This is a genomic window from Xanthomonas sp. WHRI 6106, from assembly GCF_040202405.1.
GTDB lineage: Bacteria > Pseudomonadota > Gammaproteobacteria > Xanthomonadales > Xanthomonadaceae > Xanthomonas > Xanthomonas cannabis.
On sequence record NZ_JBEGFC010000003.1, the window covers coordinates 112,470 to 130,511 of the forward strand.

General features: G+C 65.4%; 18 protein-coding genes. 9 read left to right on the forward strand and 9 right to left on the reverse strand.

From position 1 onward, the window contains the following. The first annotated feature begins 37 nt into the window (after positions 1–37). A complete protein-coding gene (locus ABQZ09_RS06075; RefSeq protein ID WP_349776400.1) occupies positions 38–424 on the forward strand; it encodes a hypothetical protein in 387 nt (128 codons plus the stop codon). 442 nt (positions 425–866) lie between these two features. Here the strand turns inward: ABQZ09_RS06075 and ABQZ09_RS06080 are convergent, their stop codons facing one another. Then, the gene (locus ABQZ09_RS06080; RefSeq protein ID WP_349776401.1) at positions 867–1,145 is read right to left on the reverse strand and encodes a hypothetical protein; all 279 of its coding nucleotides are present in this window, start codon (positions 1,143–1,145) and stop codon (positions 867–869) included. Next, positions 1,142–1,360: a hypothetical protein gene (locus ABQZ09_RS06085; RefSeq protein ID WP_349776402.1), complete on the reverse strand. Its 219-nt coding sequence runs from the start codon at positions 1,358–1,360 to the stop codon at positions 1,142–1,144. Before ABQZ09_RS06085 ends, ABQZ09_RS06080 begins: the two co-directional genes overlap by 4 nt. 610 nt (positions 1,361–1,970) lie before the next feature. On the opposite strand from ABQZ09_RS06085, the gene ABQZ09_RS06090 reads away from it, so the two are divergent. Beyond that, positions 1,971–2,234: a type II toxin-antitoxin system TacA family antitoxin gene (locus ABQZ09_RS06090; protein WP_039405961.1), complete on the forward strand. Its 264-nt coding sequence runs from the start codon at positions 1,971–1,973 to the stop codon at positions 2,232–2,234. A 435-nt stretch (positions 2,235–2,669) separates the two neighbouring features. Here ABQZ09_RS06090 and ABQZ09_RS06095 read toward each other — a convergent pair whose 3' ends face one another. Both ABQZ09_RS06095 and ABQZ09_RS06100 read right to left on the reverse strand, forming a co-directional pair. Then, positions 2,670–3,584, reverse strand: coding sequence for a universal stress protein (locus tag ABQZ09_RS06095; protein ID WP_228314817.1), 915 nt, complete (start codon positions 3,582–3,584; stop codon positions 2,670–2,672). A 14-nt stretch (positions 3,585–3,598) separates the two neighbouring features. Beyond that, a complete protein-coding gene (locus ABQZ09_RS06100) occupies positions 3,599–4,507 on the reverse strand; it encodes a bestrophin family protein (RefSeq protein ID WP_349776403.1) in 909 nt (302 codons plus the stop codon). A gap of 212 nt (positions 4,508–4,719) precedes the next feature. On the opposite strand from ABQZ09_RS06100, the gene ABQZ09_RS06105 reads away from it, so the two are divergent. Both ABQZ09_RS06105 and ABQZ09_RS06110 read left to right on the forward strand, forming a co-directional pair. Next, positions 4,720–6,159 carry a sensor histidine kinase gene (locus ABQZ09_RS06105; RefSeq protein ID WP_039405957.1) on the forward strand — a complete coding sequence of 480 codons (1,440 nt, stop codon included), beginning with the start codon at positions 4,720–4,722 and terminating at the stop codon, positions 6,157–6,159. Next, the gene (locus ABQZ09_RS06110) at positions 6,152–6,796 is read left to right on the forward strand and encodes a LuxR C-terminal-related transcriptional regulator (protein ID WP_039405954.1); all 645 of its coding nucleotides are present in this window, start codon (positions 6,152–6,154) and stop codon (positions 6,794–6,796) included. Before ABQZ09_RS06105 ends, ABQZ09_RS06110 begins: the two co-directional genes overlap by 8 nt. Positions 6,797–6,888: 92 nt before the next feature. Here ABQZ09_RS06110 and ABQZ09_RS06115 read toward each other — a convergent pair whose 3' ends face one another. Further along, a complete protein-coding gene (locus ABQZ09_RS06115) occupies positions 6,889–7,719 on the reverse strand; it encodes a YoaK family protein (RefSeq protein WP_349776404.1) in 831 nt (276 codons plus the stop codon). 162 nt (positions 7,720–7,881) lie between these two features. Between ABQZ09_RS06115 and ABQZ09_RS06120 the strand changes: the two genes are divergently transcribed. After that, positions 7,882–9,681, forward strand: a complete 1,800-nt coding sequence (locus tag ABQZ09_RS06120; RefSeq protein WP_349776405.1) for a methyl-accepting chemotaxis protein — start codon at positions 7,882–7,884, stop codon at positions 9,679–9,681. 197 nt (positions 9,682–9,878) lie between these two features. On the opposite strand, the gene ABQZ09_RS06125 is transcribed toward ABQZ09_RS06120, so the two are convergent. The 4 genes from ABQZ09_RS06125 to ABQZ09_RS06140 all read right to left on the reverse strand — a co-directional run bounded on the left by ABQZ09_RS06125 (position 9,879) and on the right by ABQZ09_RS06140 (position 13,207). Next, on the reverse strand, positions 9,879–10,430 hold the full coding sequence (locus ABQZ09_RS06125) for a CPBP family intramembrane glutamic endopeptidase (protein WP_349776406.1): 552 nt from the start codon (positions 10,428–10,430) through the stop codon (positions 9,879–9,881). A 595-nt stretch (positions 10,431–11,025) separates the two neighbouring features. Further along, positions 11,026–11,274 (reverse strand): hypothetical protein, encoded by a 249-nt coding sequence (locus ABQZ09_RS06130; protein WP_349776407.1) that lies wholly within the window; start codon positions 11,272–11,274, stop codon positions 11,026–11,028. A gap of 209 nt (positions 11,275–11,483) precedes the next feature. Further along, positions 11,484–12,434 carry a nucleotidyl cyclase domain-containing protein gene (locus tag ABQZ09_RS06135; protein WP_228314822.1) on the reverse strand — a complete coding sequence of 317 codons (951 nt, stop codon included), beginning with the start codon at positions 12,432–12,434 and terminating at the stop codon, positions 11,484–11,486. A gap of 158 nt (positions 12,435–12,592) precedes the next feature. Continuing rightward, complete coding sequence (locus tag ABQZ09_RS06140; RefSeq protein WP_349776408.1) at positions 12,593–13,207, reverse strand: LysE/ArgO family amino acid transporter; 615 nt, start codon at positions 13,205–13,207, stop codon at positions 12,593–12,595. A gap of 104 nt (positions 13,208–13,311) precedes the next feature. On the opposite strand from ABQZ09_RS06140, the gene ABQZ09_RS06145 reads away from it, so the two are divergent. The 4 genes from ABQZ09_RS06145 (at position 13,312) to ABQZ09_RS06160 (ending at position 17,603) form a co-directional block, all read left to right on the forward strand. Further along, complete coding sequence (locus ABQZ09_RS06145; RefSeq protein ID WP_349776409.1) at positions 13,312–14,235, forward strand: LysR family transcriptional regulator ArgP; 924 nt, start codon at positions 13,312–13,314, stop codon at positions 14,233–14,235. Positions 14,236–14,581: 346 nt separating this feature from the next. After that, entirely contained in the window at positions 14,582–15,115 is a 534-nt protein-coding gene (locus tag ABQZ09_RS06150) for a hypothetical protein (RefSeq protein ID WP_349776410.1), read from the forward strand. Between the two features lie 344 nt (positions 15,116–15,459). Then, positions 15,460–15,957, forward strand: coding sequence for a chemotaxis protein CheB (locus tag ABQZ09_RS06155; RefSeq protein ID WP_349776544.1), 498 nt, complete (start codon positions 15,460–15,462; stop codon positions 15,955–15,957). Next, complete coding sequence (locus tag ABQZ09_RS06160; protein ID WP_349776411.1) at positions 15,858–17,603, forward strand: chloride channel protein; 1,746 nt, start codon at positions 15,858–15,860, stop codon at positions 17,601–17,603. Before ABQZ09_RS06155 ends, ABQZ09_RS06160 begins: the two co-directional genes overlap by 100 nt. Positions 17,604–18,042: the final 439 nt, after the last annotated feature.

Here is an 18,042-nt window from a genome sequence, read left to right on the forward strand (position 1 = left end):
GTAGCACACCACCGAAGCCCTGCGCGAGCGCTGACACATGCTGTCCCTTTCTCTGATCTATGTGGGCATCGTGTTCGTGTCCGGGATGCTTGGCTGCGGATGTCGGCTGCGGGTGGCCGCGTATCGCCTGGCAACAGAGACGATCGACAGCCCGGCGCTGGGCACGCGCTGGACGAATCGATACCTGTTCTTCAGCTTCTGGCACCTGTTTGTCTCGCTCTTCTCGCTCGCTTTCATGTTGCCTTTGATGGATCTCCTCATCAACCACGGCGTATCTGGCAGGGCCCTGCCGGGCCTGTATCTGTTGTTGTGCCTTCCGTTGGCCGGCGTCTGCTACTGCATTGACCTGCGGCTAACACGCCGCTGCGATCCCCGGAAGCGGGCAGGGCGGCTGGCGCTTCGCAAGCGCCTGAAAGGGTCTTGATGCGTCCACGTGTTCCAGGGCTTCCAGACGATCGTCCGCGATGACGTTCCAGCAGTGCCGGAGGCGCCCTGGTATGTCAGCCGCAGATTGGACCAGGACGAGCCTGTCAAAGGGATCTTCCAAGGGTCTCATCGTTTCACTGAGGAGGTAGATATGCCATATTTCACTGGGGTAGGCCTGCAGCCGACATGAGGGGCACGTCTAAACAGGAAAGTTAAGGTGCCTGAGCATTTTTTTCTTTAGCTCTACCTCCCCATGACCCTTTGGTTACATGTTCGAATCCTGCTGGGCCACCAAGAAAGCAGGCACTTGGACACGCGTCCAAGTGCCTTTTTTCAGTCCGAAAAATGTCGGGAACTCTCGGAGACCTATTGGACACGATCTTTTGCCGAGCTGATCGCGGCGTCGGCGTATTCTCGATAAACGTTTACGTGGGCGGTATTTATTGTGAAGCTTGATTGCGGTGCGCTTGCCTGCGCAGCCAAGTGAGGACATCAACTGCCGGGTCTTCATACATGCAGACGTGCAGCCGGCCCAGCACGATGCTCTGCGCATCGCTGCCCGGCAAGACATCATCGAAGCCTGTGGCTTCGCAGGCGATCAGGATCGGCGGTAGATCGGGCTGCGCGTGGGAATGCAGCATGGCCAGCACATAGCCCTGCATCATCTCGAAGCTGAGGGTGACGCCGGTGCAGACGCGGAAGTGTTTGCTCGTACTCATTGCCACACCTGCGCAGCCAAGGCATTGAACGCAGCGATTGCTGCAGCACCGTTGGCAAACGTTAGGCTATGGGTGGCCTTGCTCGTACATGCGAGGCGTGCCTTCAAGCGCAGCCACGGGGAATGGCTGCATGCGAGGGTGTCGGCGATCAGGTCGACATGCTGGTCGGCTTGGCGCAACGCAGACACGGATACTTCATGGGTGTCGTAGGACATGCTGGACTCCTTTTGTATTTTGGAATCCGTCACCCAGACGCCAATCGGGGTGACGGACGGTGCGCGGTTGGCGTGCCGGCCAAAAGGAACCGGTGGGCCTTGCGGCCCCCGCGCACCGCCCGCCATAAAGCTGGCCGGCATGCACCCGCGGCGATGCGGGCGATAAAAAAGCGCCGTGCATCGATCGATGGGCGCTGGTGCGCCTTTTGGTTCGGAACGCCAATTCCGGTCGCCGATTGTGCGGCGACGCCCAAATACTCGCTCCGGCTCACGGCGCGTGTCAACGGGAAAGCGTTGGAGTCGGCGTAGCTCATTTCGAGAATCTCCGGCACGACGTGGTCTTGCCTGACGCTCTTTCAGCCTGGACGCTGTAGCCAGCGGGCGAGCACGCGCGTCGCAGCTCAACGCAGACAGCCGTGTCGCCCAATTTGTGCCAAGCGTTGGCCGAAGCGCACGTCTGCCGCTAACGGCTGTCACGCGCAACGCTTGTCATGCTGTCGTGGCTAAGCCACCGAGGTCGTTGAAGGTTGATTACGACGTCCGGCTAGGACAGGGTAGGTCATTGGATATGGGTCCATACGGTACTGTTTCGTACAAATAGGAGCTTGCCATGGTCAACATTCCCACCCGCTTCGACCTGCGCTTGAACCCTGCCGACAAGGCGCGCATTTCCCGTGCTGCCGATCTGCGTGGCATGTCGCTTTCGGATTTTGTGCGTGATGCAGTCATGCGCGAGGTGGAGAGCGTCATGGCCGCTGAGTTGACGGTGACGTTGTCGGTGGAGGAATCCAAGCGATTCCTGAAAGCATTGGACGCACCCTTCCAGCCCAATGCCAACTTGGACAAGGCACTCTCCCGCGTTGCGCAGGGCTGAGTGCGTGTTGATCGTTGAGTAGCTCCGGCCAAAGCGGCGCGATTGCAATAGCTTTAGCTGCAAGGAGCCGACACTGGATGCTTATCTGCAGCGGCAGGCGGTGCAGCACCATCGCGATGGCATCAGCACGACCCATGTCCTGGTGGATGATGAGGTTGCTGGCAACATTCTGGGCTACTCCACCTTACCAGCAGCTCAGCTCTTGCTGACAGCGTTACAGGAGCAGGATCGCAAGCGCTCGCCCAACGACCCGGTGCCCGCGATCCGGATGGGACGCTTGGCGGTTTCATCAGCAGAGCAGGGTAAGGGGCATGGGGATTCCCTGCTGGCACATGCGGTCGCTCGCTGCTTGGGTCTGTTGCTTGCGGGTGGCAGGTGAGACAGCGAAGCGGTTTGACAGCCGGCATGCACGCACCGGGGCGGGCGAGAGGGCGTTTACGCGCGCAGCAACCACCTGGTGCGGCCGCGGCGGCGTCGCGGCGTGTCCTGGTTGGGTGTGGTGCCGATGGCCGGGCGGCGCAGATGCGACGGTGGCAGGCAGATCAGCACGCAGGGGGTCTTGGCCAGGGTGGCCTGCAGCGAGGAGCGCCAGACACCGCGGCGGACGACAGCGTCGTGTTCGACGACGAGTACGTCGGCACAGGCGCGTTTGAGCAGGCCGGCGATCTCGCGGCGTGGGTTGCCCACGGCCACATGCAGCCGCACGCGCAGGTCATCATCGTGCAGTTGCACGACCAGGTCGCTGAGCCAGCTGGCGGCTGCAGTTTCGGTCAGGGGCTTGTCGTTGAACAGGCTGTCCACCAGCAGGCCTTCGCTGATGTCCGGCATGACGTGCAGCAGGTGCAGGTCCGCGCCGCGACGGCGCGCCATGGCGGCGGCATCGCGCAATGTGTCGAGACTGGTCTCGCGGCCGGTGATCCAGCAGGCGACATGGCCGCCGCCCGCGCCGTCGCGCGGGATGGCGTCGGCGTAGGGAAGGGTGAGCATGGGGGTGGCGACGCGTTCGAGCACGCGTGCACGCAGCGAGACATGCAGTGGCCGTGGCAGCCCAGTGCGTTCGGACGGCGGCATGATCAGCAGTGCGTCGTCGCGGCTGCGGCAGAACGAGACGATGCCGGCGGCGGCCGGGCCGCTGGCAAGCGCGCGCTCGCAGCCCGGATAGTTGGAGGCTTCGGCAAAGAACGCGTCCAGCGATTGCTGGGCCTGCGCGCGCTTGCCCTTGGCATGCACGTGCAGGATGGTGAGGCGGGCGCGCAGGCGGTCCACCAGTTGCGCCACGGTGGGAATGGCCGCGTGGCAGGTTTCGGAAAAGTTGGTCGCAAAGATCAGGTGGGTTGGCGTGGTCTGCATGGCACTCTCCGTTGTCAGTAGATGAAGCCGTCGATGGCGCGCACTTCGCGCAGTGGCACGCGCTGGCCCAGCATTTCGCGCAGTGTCAGCTCGATGCCGCGCGACAACGCGGTCATCGGGGTGTCGTGCACGGTGTTTTCGAATGGGTCTTCGATGGCGCTGCTGGCGCTGTCGATGGCGATCAGGGTGAAGCTGATCAGGACCGAGGCGATCGGCATGGCCAGGCCCATGCCGGCGATCAGGCCCAGTGGCACCAGCCAGCAATACATGTTCACCAGCGTCCTGGGCAGCGATGAAAACTGCCGCGGCAACGGGGTGTTCTTGATGCGCTCGCAGGCGCCCTGGATATTGGCCAGCCCAGTGAGGTTGGCGTCCAGCGACGACCAGCGCAGGCTGTCGAGCATGCCGTGGTCGCGCGCCTGCTGCAGCTGCTGGCCCAGGCGCAGGGTGAGCGCGTTGGGAATGTTGGCGTAGCTGCGCAATGCGTCGGCACGTGCCTGCCCCAGCAGGCCGGTGAGTTCGGGGAAGGGATTCTGTCGGCGCAGATGGCAGCGCAACGCATGGACGAAGGCGAGCTGGTGGACGACGATGTCATCGCGCAGTGCGCGCTGGCGCGGGTCGTCGGGGTCCACATCCAGAGCGGTCAACGCCTGGCGTGCGATGGCACGCGAGGTATTGACCAGCGCGCCCCATAGCTGGCGTGCCTCCCACCAGCGGCCATAGGCCGCATTGGCGCGAAATGCCAGGAAAATGGTGAGCGCCGAGCCCAGTTGTGCCAGCGGCAGCGCTTCGATGGACAGCCAGTGCCAGTCGAAGAAGGTGTACAGCACGGCCACGGCGCAGTCGAAGGCCAGCAGCACCAGCAGGCGCTTGTAGGTCTTGGGCCAGATGCGCCGCAACGGAAACGTATCGCGGGTGATCATGGAGGGGCAGCCAAGGTGGGGTGGCCGCATTACACCCGGCCTGCACGGTTGTGTCTGCCATCCTTGCGCCGGCATCGGACGGGCTGCAGGCGGTCCGAACGATGCGGCCGGGCTATCTTTCGATAGGGTGAAATCTGCGCCCCAGGCCGGCATGTTGTGGCGTTGAAAATGTGGCGAGGAGCGAATTTGCAGCGCAAGTGCACCGGTGGGCGATGGACAGACTGAGGCTGCCATTCAAGTGGCGCGGGCAGGTGGTCAAACTCAATCGCGGCCCCACGCTGTGGGCATCATTGGCGATGCTGGCCTCGCTGGTGTGGGCCGAGTGGTATTCGCACCTGGGCGTCTCGTTGGGGCTGCTGTACATCCTGCCGGTGGTGTTGGCCGCCACGGTGTTGTCACGCCGCGATATCGTCATTGCCGCAATTGCCTGCGCCGTGCTGCGCGGGTTGTTCGTGACCGAGGAGACCCTGGTCGAACAGGCGCTGCGGTTTTTCATGGCCACGATCGCCTATGCCGGCTGCGGTCTGCTGGTGGCAGAGATCAGCCGCACGCGGCGGGTGATCCTTGCGCATTACGTGCAGCTGCGTGCCGAGCAGCGGCTACGCCGACGGCTGGAGCGGCAACTGCGCCTGCTGGCCGAAAGCAGCCCGGCAGCGCTGCTCACCGTGGCCGGCGATGGCCGCATCGTGGCCGCCAACCGGGCCGCGCACGAGATCCTGGACATGGCCGACGACGGTGGACTGGAAGGCCGCGCGGTGCGCGAGTTCCTGCCCTTGCTCGACGATGCGCTCAGCATGAGCGCCAACCTGGATGGCATGCGTACTTCGGCCAGCACCTGGGGCTGCCGCAGCGACGGCACCCGGTTTCCGGCCACCACCTGGTTCTCGGTCTACGAAGACAGCCAGGAGCGCCATCTGGCCGCGATCCTGGTCGATACCAGCGAGGAAGTGCGCGCGCGCGAGTCGGCGCATTTTGACGATGTGTTGAAGAACAACCGGCTGTTGGCCGGTGCGGTGTCGCACGAGATCCGCAACCTGTGTTCGGCCGCAGGCGTGGTCACCTCCAACCTGGCACGACATCCGGCCATCGGTGCAGACCCGGATCTGGCCGCGCTGCGCAGCCTGGTGGCGGCGCTGATGGAGCTGGCCTCGTTCAACCTGCGCCGGCAGCTGCCCGATGAGGTGCACGAAACGCGGCTGCAGACGCTGTGCAGCGAGCTGGACGTGATCATCCGCTCTGATTGGGAAGACATCGACGGCCAGCTGATCATCCAGATCCCGGCCGAGTTTCCGTCGCTGCAGGGCGACCGCCATGCGTTGCTGCAGGTGCTGCTCAATCTGGCGCGCAATTCGTTGCGCGCGGTGCAGGGGCTGCCGCCGCAACGCCGCCAGTTGATCGTGAGTGCGCGCCTGGAGCAGGGCGGTGCGGTGGTGAGCGTGCGCGACACCGGGCCGGGCATCGCCGAGCCGGCCCGCCTGTTCCAGCCGTTCCGCAGCGACAGCGATGGCTCCGGGCTGGGGCTGTACATCTCGCGGGCACTGATGGCCAACCAGGGCGGCCTGCTGCGCTACGCGCCCGGCGGGCAGGGCGCGTGTTTCGAGCTGCATCTGCCGCTGGCGCATGCACCGCATGCGGAGCTGCCCGATGGATGAGGCGCCGCGCCCACCGGTCCGGCTGTACCTGCTGGACGACCACACGCTGTTCCGCGAGGGGCTGCTGCGCCTGCTCGGCGCCGATGCGCGCTTTGAGGTGGTGGGCCAGTCCGGTGCGCTGGCGCAGGCCATCGTGCAGATCGCATCGCTGGCGCCGGACGTGGTGATCCTGGACTACGACATGGGTGAGTACAACGCGCTGGACTACATGCGCCGCCAGGCCGAGCAGGCGCGCCGCCCGGCCACGCTGGTGGTCACGGCCGGCCTGCCCGAGCGCGACGCGCTGGCCCTGATCCGCCTGGGCGTCTCCGGCATCTGCCGCAAGGATGTGTCTACCGATGAACTTATCGACAGCATCCATGCCGTGGCGATGGGCCGGGTGCTGATCGATCAGCGCTATCTGCAATCGCTGGTGGTGCAGGGCACCCAGGAAAGCCGCCCCAGTTTCACCGATCGCGAGCGTGAGGTATTGCGGGGGCTGTTGCGCGGGCAGTCCAACAAATTGATCGCACGTCAGCTGGGCAGCTCGGAAAGCGCGATCAAGGCAACCTTCCAGCAGCTGTTCAACAAGCTCGACGTGCGCTCGCGCAGCCAGTTGGTGATGGTGATCCTGCAGGATTACCGCGACCTGGTGTAACGGCGCCGCTGCACGGCCGCGAGGCGCTGTCGCGTGTGCGGTTCTAGCAGCGTGTCTGCTGGCGGCCGGCAGCCAGGGCAGGCCGACGTTGCTCACTTGGATGCAGGCACAGGGCGCTCTGCGCTGCCATGCCGTGCGAGATGAAGCGCCAGGCCGGCGGCAAGACTGCCAACCAGCGCTGCCGGAACCAGGAGAACCTGGAAGCCGAACCGACTGAAGGCCGTGGCGGTAAAGACGCCACCTGCGAGAAATGCAGCCAGCACCAGGCTGCCCAATGACAGCCTGCGCCATGGCAGGGCATCGCCGCGCAGGCCTTGCCCCAGCAGCAAGCCCAGGTCGGTGAAAAAACCGGTGAGATGCGTGGTGCGGATCGCCGAGCCGTTGTAGAAGGTGGTCATCGCGTTCTGCAGGCCGCACGCCGCTGCCGCCAGGCAGCCACCCCAGCCATGGCCACTGCCGAGAAGCGCGCATGCGGCGAGCAGCAAGGCGGTCTGCATGCAGAGCAGGCCGACGTAACGCCACGAGAGGGCGCGCCCGCGCAGGACCAGCCCGACCAGCAGCCCGCCGCCCACGAAGCTGGTGACGATCGCGGCCAGTTCCGCGGCCAGGCGCCAGTGTCCGGCCCCCACGGCGAGCGCCCCAAGCGACGCTGTTCCGGTCAGATGGCTCAGCGCCTGGTGCTTGAATCCCAGATAGCCGGCGGCATTGACGATGCCGGCGGTGAATCCCAGCACGGTTGCCCCCAGCCAGACGCGCCGCGGCAGATACAGTCCCACGTTCCGCTCCTCCTCGACCCAGGCGCCTATCTTGCCAGCGTGGGCGCTGCGGGTGGCCCATGCCGCGTCCTTGGGCCTGCAGGCGAATGGGTCTGGTCTGCATCCGCGACGACAAACCGAAAGCACGTACGTCGCCGGGGCCGACATCTGCGCCGACCGACGCGGCACAGCGCTGCCGCCGGTGGCAACGCACTGCGAGGCCTGTGCGCCGCCAGACTGACTGGCGGCCCAATCGCGGTGCTCAACCCGCTCAAGAACAGCTCGGTTGCTGCCGCTAGCGGGGTCTCCCCTGGAATCGAAGAGACCGCCATGTGGTTTGCCAAGACACCCAACACCGAGCAATGGGGCCGCGCCCTGGACACGCTGCTGCAGGCAGGCGCTCCGCAATGGCCGTCGGTGGTGCCTGAGGGCGTGGCCAGGCGCTTGTCCGAACAGTTGGCCACCCTGCAGCGCGAACGCGCGCAGGCGCAGGCAATGGCGCAAGACGCCGCACGGGCACTGCAGCATCTGCAGGGGCGCTTTGACCTGGTCGCCGACGGCACCACCGATGGCCTGTGGGACATCGGCATCGTGGCCGGTGACCCGGGGCATGCGGACAACCCGGTGTGGTGGTCGCCGCAGATGCGCCGGCTGCTTGGCTTCACGTCCGAGCAGGACTTTCCCAATGTGCTCGACAGCTGGGTGCAGCGCCTGCATCCGGACGATCTGCAGCGCACGCTGGACGCCTTTGCGGCACACCTGACCGACCGCAGCGGCCGCACGCCCTACGACGTGGAAAACCGCATCCGCCTGAAGTCCGGCGAGTACCGGTGGTTCCGCGCCTTCGGTACGACCGCGCGCGATGCAGACGGCACGCCGTTACGCGTTGCCGGCTCCATTACCGACATCACCGAGCGGCGCAAGCGCGACCGCTTTCTGGATATCACCCTGACGCGCTTCGAGCTGGGCTCGCAGATGCTCAGCGACGGTTTGTGGGACATGAGCGTGATCGCCGGTGATCCGATCAACCCCAGCAACGAATTCTGGTGGTCGCCGCAGTTCCGTAACCTGCTCGGATTCGAGAATGAGCAGGAGTTTCCCAATGTGCTCGACAGTTGGGCCTCGCGGTTGCATCCGGAAGACAAGGCGCGCTCGCTCAATGCATTCGCGGCGCACCTGAACGACCGTAGCGGCCGCACCGGCTTCGATATCGAATACCGCCTGCAGCTGAAGAATGGTCAGTACCGCTGGTTCCGGGCGCGCGGCCTGACCAAGCGCGCAGACGACGGCACGCCGCTGCGTGCGGTGGGCGCGTTGATGGATATCCAGTCCGGACGCCAGCTGGGCGAAGTGGCGCAGACCCTGAGTCAGGCCGCGGGCGAGATCGTGCAGAGCAACGACAACCTGTCCCGCCGCACCGAGCAGCAGGCCGCCGCACTGGAAGAGACGGCCAGCTCGATGGAGGAGATGACCAGCATCGTGCGCAAGAATGCCGAAGGCGCACGCCAGGCCAACACGCTGGCCAGCGGTGCGGCCAGCACGGCGCAGCAGGGCGGTGAGCTGGTCAATGGCGTGGTCGCCACGATGACGCAGATCGAGGCGTCATCACGCAAGATCGGCGAGATCATCACCGTCATCGACGGCATCGCCTTCCAGACCAACATCCTCGCCCTCAACGCAGCAGTCGAAGCGGCACGGGCAGGAGAGCAGGGCCGCGGGTTTGCCGTGGTGGCCTCGGAAGTGCGCAGCCTGGCGCAACGCTGCACCAATGCCGCCAAGGAGATCCGCGACCTGATCGCCGACTCCGGCGCAAAGGTGAAGCAGGGCGCCGAACAGGTGGCGGTGGCGGGCCAGACCATGCAGGAGCTGCTCGCGTCGGTAAGCCGGGTCAACCAGATCATGGGCGACATCGCCAATGCCAGCGCCGAGCAGAGCGCCGGTATCGAGCAGATCAACCAGAGCATCATCCAGATGGATACCGCCACCCAGCAGAACGCGTCGCTGGTGGACACCATGGCCGCGTCGGCACGCGCGCTGGAAGACCAGGCCTCGCTGCTGGTGCAGAGCGTGGCAGACCGTGGGCGCGGCACCGCTGCCAAGCCGGCGCTGGCGTTGGCGCTGGCGGGCTGATCGAGTGAGCGACTGCGGCGGTGTGCGTGGCTTGCGCGCATCGCCGCTGGTGTCATCTGGGTGGCACGTCATGGCAAGGCTCGGTCACCGCCGTGCCGAGCCTTGCAGTTGCACATGCCATATTTAACGGCTCTGACGCCGCCAACGCGCAGGTCACCGCCGTGGCATCGCCACCCGTCTGTCTGCGACGCGTGGCGTTAATACCATCCCAGATACAAGGTAGCGATTCCGCAGGTGTCGATGAGTCCATGCGCCACTACCAGCGCATAGAGGTTGCGCCCGGAGCGCAGGTAGACAACGCCCAGCAGCGTGCCGACGATTCCTGTCAGCAGCACGCCGGAGATGCCTTGCGCGGCGTGCATCAGGCCAAACACCACGCCTGAGGCCAGCGCCGCAAGCAGCCGCCCGCCGCGATGGCGGCCCAGCATCTGATCGAGCTGGTGCAGCAGGAACGCACGAAAGACCAGTTCTTCGCCCACCGCGGCACTGAGCCAGGCGCCACCGGCCAGCTGGACGGCCGCCGCCATGTTGCCGCGAAGCGCGCCGTAGGCGCTGTAGTCGGTCCGGGTTGCGGTCAACGCATCGATGAGTGGCTGCACCACCGGGTTGATCAGTCCGATGACCAACGCCAGCAACAACAGTGTCCAGCCCAGCATGGCGCGAAACGCGGTTGGCGCCAGTCCGCACGCGCGCGCGGAGCGCGTTTCGACCCAGACCAGCGCAAGACCAGCGATACCGACCAGAGGCATTCGCCAGGGAAACGGTAGCCAAGGCATGTGCGCCAGGAACAGGATGGCCGCGATCATGACAAGCCGCGAAAAAGGATGCCGCAGCACGGCAAGGCCCGGTTGTACGGCGGGACGTGATGGATCTGGATGATGCATGCCTGATGACACGTTGAACGGTGTCATCGACGTTAGCGGCGACACGCTGTGCGCGTCGCATGCCAGAAGTGATGGTCGTGTCGCTGGCCCCTCAGCGCGGTTGCCTCGCCCGATGCATTGACCGGCAAGGGTCAGTGCATCGAGACGTTGGCATCGCGGCTGGACGTTGCACGGCCGCTGTCTGACCAGGGCGGCGCTTGCAGATCAGGCGCCTGGAGATATGCCGGGCGCTGCGAAAAACTGACCGTCACCATTGGATTGCCCGAAGTCCTGCAGCGATGAACAGCCGCAAGCAGCACCTCGGACCCGCGCCTCGCTCCACTGGTCCAATGGTCAGCAACATCATGTGATCGAGTCGGGCACAACGCGCTGGCCGCCATCACTGGCGTACAGGGCTCAGGCTGCTCCTGTGGACAGGCGCACTCCCGGCGCTTGGTCGCAGCCCGCCGTTGTCGGCGTGTCAGGCCAGGCTGACGTTCGACAGGGTCACCAGGCCCGTACTCGACACCTGGCACAAGGACATCGATTGCCGGGCGTAGTCATAGGCCGTGTCACGGTCCGCAAACGCAGCGCCGGGCAGGCAATGGCGACGCAGGGTGATGCCGCCGGGCCGGGACACCAGAAGCTCCGGCACGAACTTTCCATGCAATGGGCAGACGTGGGCGGTGAGCAGATACTCGCCCACGTCCCGGACAGTCGGGGTATCCAAAAGCAAGCCCTCTTGACGACAGCGGACGCCGCTGACCGTGCAGCAGTGTCAGCAGATGAGCGCCCAGTAGCGAGCGCGTCAAGACGCCAGTATCGAAGGGAGGGGATGAAGATTCTGTCGGTTGGGTGAGCCCGCTTGCAGGGGGCTCCTATCGATCCACGCTGCGCGCTCGACATCGCAATGTCTGGCGCATGCTGAAACGTTGCGCGTCAGTTGAGCGGCGCCGTGGCTGGCGCGTCGCTGACCGGGCTGGATGGCCGCAGTGGCCCGACCTTGATGAGGTGGTCGATGTTGTTGAGTTGCCCCATCTCCTTGAACCAGCTGGCTCCCCACTTGGCGTTCAGGCCCTTGGAGCGTAGCGACGACTGGATGCGTCGTGCCACCGAGAGCAGGCCGGATTCGCTGCTGCCCGGCAGGAACAGCGCGAACTCCCCATGCGCCAGCCGCGCCAGACTGTCCTGCGGCCGGGTGGCCTGTTTCAGCACGCCGATGGCCGCCATGACATCCTGCTCGGAGCCGAGCGGGTTTCCCGAGCTGCTGCTATCCAGGTCGAACAACAGCACGCCGCCCTGTTCGGTGCGATGGCGGTGATCCGCTGCTGCCTGAAGCAGCTCACGGAAGGCACCGAGATCGTAGAGGCCGGCCAGCGTCTGTGTGTCGTCCACGGCCGCCGCATCTGCCGTGGGCTGCGGTAACGCCCCGAGGTGCTGGGCCCAGGAGCCGGCCAGGACGCGCCCGAAGGTCTCCACCAGCGGCAGGAGATGCTCGACCTTTCCCTCCACGACGCGATCGTCCAGGCCGCACAACATGCCCTCCACCCTGCCAGGGATGCGGATGGGAACGCCCAGGTAACTTGCAATGCCGAGTCTGCTGGCCACCGGCGACTGCGCCAGGTGCTCGAACTTCTGCAGATCCGGTGCGAACTGAGGCCCGCCCATGACCATCATGCTGCGGCAGACTGATTCGGGCCAACTCAAGAACTGGTCCACCGCCAGGCCGAAGGACGCGTCCGTGCAGGCCCGGATGATCCAATGGTCGTTCTTGATTTCTGCGAGCACCCAGGTTTTCAGCGGTGTCAGCTCCGCAAGGCGCTGCAGCAGTTCCCCGGCAGTGTCGTCCAGGCCAGCGAAGGGCACCTGGGTTGTGAGTTCGTTGGCCATGCAGGCTTGCTCCATTGATTCAACCCATAGCGGCAGGATCGATCGGAGCTATAGCGGATGCATCCTCGACTTTATGAACCGAGCAGGCGTCAGTGCGCGGGAAGTGCGCGCATGCCCGATCGCTGGCGTCGTCGTCGTGTGCACCATGCGCTGCGCATTCACAGCGGGCGCGTGAGCAGGGCAACGCTCAGGCCGATCATGAACACGGCGATCCCTGCATCGAGGACGCGCCAGGCCGGTGGGGCGCGGAAGACCGGCCTCAGCAACCTTGCACCGAAGCCGAGTGCGGTGAACCAGGTCACGCTCGCCAGGCAGGCGCCCACCGCGAAGAACCAGCGGTGCTGGCCGGTATAACCGGTGGAAATGCTGCCCAGCAGCACCAACGTGTCCAAGTAGACGTGTGGATTCAAAAACGTAAACGCCGCGCAGGTGAGCAGCACGCGATACGGGCCGGCTCGCGCTTCGGGTGCTTCGGACAGGCCGCCCGATCCGCGCCAGGCACGCCTGGCGGCGAGTACGCCAAAGGCCGCCAGGAAACAGGCGCCGCCCACCCGCAGCACCTCTAGCAACCCGCCATAGCGGTGGACCAGTGCACCGATGCCGGCAACGCCAAGCACGATTAGCAGGATGTCGCCCAGGGCACAGACGGCCACCACGCGTGCAACGTACTGCTGCTTCAACCCCTGTCGCAGGACGAAGGCGTTCTGGGCGCCGATCGCGATGATCAGGCCGGCGCCGGCGAGGAAGCCGGCTAGCAGGGCAGTGATGGACATGTGGGGCACCGGTCTCAATGACAGGTGCCAGCATTGGAGCAGGCCGCGCATTAGACAAACGATCCATTCTTCTACAGCATTAGCGTTCCTAATGGAGCGCCACGATGATTCTCATGCATCCACAGCTTGCGGCCTTTTCGGCGGTTCTGGATGAGGGCAGTTTCGAGGCGGCGGCGCGTTACCTGTCCATTACCCAGTCGGCGGTTTCACAGCGGATCAAGGCGCTCGAAGACCGGCTGGGCCAGATCTTGATCGTGCGAGACGCGCCTTGCCGCCCCACTGCGGCAGGCGAGCAGTTGTTGCGCCGCGTGCGCCCGTTGCAGGCGCTGGAGTCCGAAGTCGAAGACGTGTTTGCGCGCTCTGAGAAACGTCGTGGCACCCAATCCATTGCAATCGCGGTCAATGGCGATTCGCTCGTCACCTGGGTGATCCCGGCCATTGCGGGGCTGCACGTCGCGCATGGCTATCTGCTGGATGTGCGGGTGGATGATCAGGACCACACGCTGCGCCTGCTGCGCGACGGCACGGTGCTCGGCGCGGTGACATCCGAGCCTCGCCCCATCCAGGGCTGCAACGTGCATGCGCTGGGCGTGATGCGGTACGTGGCGATCGCTTCGCCGGCATTTGCAGGCCGACACTTCGCTGACGGCGTGTCGGCCGCGTCGCTGGCGCGGGCGCCATTGCTGGCCTTCAACCGCAAGGACGACCTGCAGGCACGATTCATCCGGCATGTCACACGTGCCAGGGTGCAGCCACCGGTTCATTACCTGCCCACGTCGACCGGCTTTGTCCGCGCCGCTGCCAGCGGGATGGGCTGGTGTCTTGCGCCGGATGCACTGGCATCACCCTCCGTGGATGCCGGGGATGTGGTGTTGATCTCGCCCACGCTTCATATCGATGTGCCGCTGTACTGGCAGTATTCGGCGGTCAGGTCCAGCACGCTCCAGCACATCACCAGCGCCATCCGCGACGCCGCCGCCACGGTGATGCATTCGAAAAAGACACGCAGTTCCACCGTGCGCCGTTGAGCCATCCTTCCTGACGATACCCACATGCACGCTGCGCATCAGCACGACACTGCCGATATCGACATGGATGTCGTGCATGGCGACTCGCCGTCCACACGCCTGCGTCATGAGGCCGGTGCCGGTGTGCAGTCGCACTGCGGCGTTTGCCGATGCGTGGTGGTGACCCCGGGTGCGCGACTGCGCCGATGATTACGTCCAGAAGTCATGGTGCCGCCCAGCACACGTGGCGCGCCGACGGCTGCGGCAAAGTGGTCGTGCGTCAGCGCATGGCGACGCAGGGCACGCAACGACCACCACCAGGAGAGCACGGATGGCACAGCGGGATAGATCTTGGTGGCGTTGGGGGATGCCGTTGCTGGGTATGCTGGTCGCCATCGCGCAACTGGCGTGGGAGTACAGCCACGGCGGCGTGCGTAGCCATCACCTGCTGAACCGCGCAGACCTGCCTGCCATCTCCAACTGGTGGGGGCTGCTCAGCCTGCCGCTGGTGGGCTGGCTTGCCGTCAGCGTGGTGGCAGGCCGGGCCGCTGGCGATGGTGCGGTGTTCCGCAAGGCGGTGGCAGGCGCGGTCGGCGCGTGGGCGGCTGGCGGGTCGCTATCGGTCGCCTTCGTGCTCGGCAACGAATCGGTCGCGTTCGGTGTGCTGGTGACGCTGCTGCTGTGCGCAGTGGTGGTCCGCGCGTACCGTGCCGAATATCTGTTCGGCTTCGTGTTGGGCATGACCTTCGTGTTTGGCGCGGTGCTGCCCTGCATCGTCTTTGTGGCGATCGCCAGCGTCTCTGCAACTGCCCATTTTGCACTGTGGCCGGCGCTGCGGCGGCTGATGGGCCAGACGCGCCGGCGTCAACCGCAGGTCCAGGGCGGCGCCATGCGCGACTGATCAGGGCCCGACCGATCGTCGCCGTCGCCGTGCCAGGCCTGCCGGTTGAAGGGGGAACGTGCAGCGGCTGTGCCGTTGGTGCTGCCGTGCAGGGCTGCACCCGCACCGGTGCCTTCGATCCGCGCGTATGTCCGGGCCATCCCGGGTGATCGCATCGCCAGCGGACTACGCCTGCGCAGGCGGCTGCCTGTTCGGACCAGGCTGCCCGCGCCGATCCTGGTCGTCATGCATCTGTCTGCGCGCGGCGATGGCATGGGCAGCATGGTGCGTCGCGTCGCGTCGCGCCGCAGTTCACCGTACACGTGGCCGAAGACGGACAGGTGCTGCTACCAGGGCACATCTATGTGGCGGTGCCGGATCGGTATTTGATGCTCAACGGTGAGCGCCTTGCCCTGGGTGTGGGGCCGCGCGAAAACATGTCGCGTCCGGCCATCGATGCGTTGTTCCGGTCGGTCGCGCTCGCGTTTGGCCCGCGCGTGGTGGGGGTGTTGCTGTCCGGCATGCTGAGCGACGGTGCCGCCGGGCTGGAGGCGATCCAGGCCTGCGGTGGTGCGGTGGCAACAGCTGTCACTATTGCGGCGCACGGATGTCCTGCGTGGCATCCCCTCAGGTCAGTCGGGCTCGTGCACACTAGTGCAGCAACTGGCGTCGGCACGGCCGATGCGCTGATCTGGCGAACACTCCTGGCATGCAGACACATTCTCACGACCACACACAAACTTCGCCCGCCCCCGGCGCGTTGGTGCGCCGACCTGTGGACTGGCTACGCCGGCAGTTACGTGTCAACGACCTGTGGTTCATTGGGTTGGCGGCCCTGGTCGGATTACTCGCTGCGGCGTTGATGGTGGTGCAGTCGGGTATTGCGCACGGCATGCAGGCTTGGCTGTATGGGCTTGGTCCGGACGCGCGGCTCAGCACGGCCGACTCGATCACCGCCACGCAGCTGCTGGCGTTGCCGCTGGGCGGGCTTTTGGTGGGCATGGTGGCTGTGCTGGCGCGTCGGCGCAAACGCCCGCTGGTGGATGCGGTGGAAGCCAATGCATTGCATGGTGGGCGTATGTCGATGCGCGACAACCTGATCGTCGCAGTGCAAACCTTGCTGTCCAATGGCTTCGGCGCGTCGGTAGGCCTGGAGGCGACCTACACGCAGATGGGGTCCGGTGCCGGCTCGCAGTTGGGTCGTGTACTGCGGGTGCGCCGTGCGGATATGCGCACCCTGGTGGGCGCTGGTGCAGCCGGAGCGATTGCCGGCGCCTTTGGGGCACCGCTGGCGGGCGCATTCTATGCCTTCGAGATCGTGATCGGTGCCTACACGCCGTCGGCGCTGGCTCCGGTGGCCGCCGCAGCGCTGGCTGGCGCCTTCATGGCCAATGCACTCGGTGCCGCGCCCTATTCGTTACCAGCGGCGGTGGTCTACCAGCTGCAGCCGCGCGACTACGCAATCTATGTTGCGCTCGGATTGGTCTGCGCATTGATCGGTATCGCCGTCATGCGTCTGGTGGCCGGCATCGAGCGCGGCGTGGGGCGACTCGCGCTGCCGTTGTGGGGGCGCCCTGTCATCGGAGGATTGCTGCTGATTCCGCTGGCACTGTATTCGCCACAGGTGCTGTCATCCGGCCATGGCGCCCTGCATCTGGATCTGACCAGCAGCGCTACCTTGCAGATGCTCGCGACGCTGCTGGTGCTCAAATGCCTTGCGTCCGGGATTTCGCTGGGTTTCGGCTTCCGCGGTGGCCTGTTCTTCGCATCATTGTTCATGGGCTCATTGGTCGGCAGCTTGTTTGCGGTGGGCGTAAACCTGTTGCTGGGCGCTGCGGTGGTGGACCCCACCAGTGCCTCCCTCGTCGGAATGGCGGCACTGGCCGCGGCGATCGTAGGTGCGCCGATGACCATGGCGATGCTGATTCTGGAAGGCACGCACGACTTTGTGCTGGCCAGTGCGGTGATGGCGGCGGTGTTGGTGGCAAACACCGTGGTACGCCAGGTATTCGGTTACTCGTTTTCGACCTGGCGGCTGCATCTGCGCGGCGAAAACATCCGCAGCGCACGCGATGTGGGCTGGGTACGCCATCTATCGGCAGGCAAGATGATGCGCAAGGATGCCAACCATACTGCGCACGACATCAGCGTGGGCGAGTTCCGGCGGCGTTTTCCGCTGGGCTCGACCCAGCGCGTGGTGCTGGAAGATGCGTCCGGCCGCTATGCCGGTGTGGTGCCGCTGGCAGCGTTGTATGCCGATGGCGTACAGCTGGACGCTCCGGTGAGCAACTACGCCAAGCACCGCGATGCAGCGTTGCTGGCGCAGACCGACATCGTGGCGATCATGAAGGTCTTCGACGCCACGCAAGCCGACGAACTGGCCGTGATCGATGTCGATCAACACGTGCTGGGCGTGTTGTCCGAAGGATTTGTGCGCAAGCGTTATGCCGAAGAGCTGGAAAAGCGCGAGCGCGAATTGATGGGCGAGCGGGTCATCGGCGACGACTGATGCGCAAGGCAGGCGTGATCAGCCGACCGTTCCCGCGATTGGTGGGGAAGGCGCGAGCGCCTGGCCACGCAACCAGTGGCCCAAGCCCGGCACCCCCGCACGCCAACCCTGTGCGGCCGACTACCGCGCTATGCGGACCTGTTGCGCGGCGTGCCGCTGGGTTCGTTGAAGCCGACGGTGGCCGCGGACAACAGCCAGACACGCCAGCGTGAGGCGGTTGCCGACCCCACGGTCATGGGCATGCTCGATGATGAGCGCCCATCGAGACGATGAGCGTCCATGGAGCCAGGCGGGTTGTGCCGACCGGAGTGACGCGCAGTAGGTGGCGTGTGGCGATGCGGAGTTTGTGCAGTGTCCTGTCTGATGCGAGGGGTGCCCGGCAGAGGTGACGCTCGGTAGCGGCTGCTTGCTGCGGATATATGTTTCATATACGTTGCGT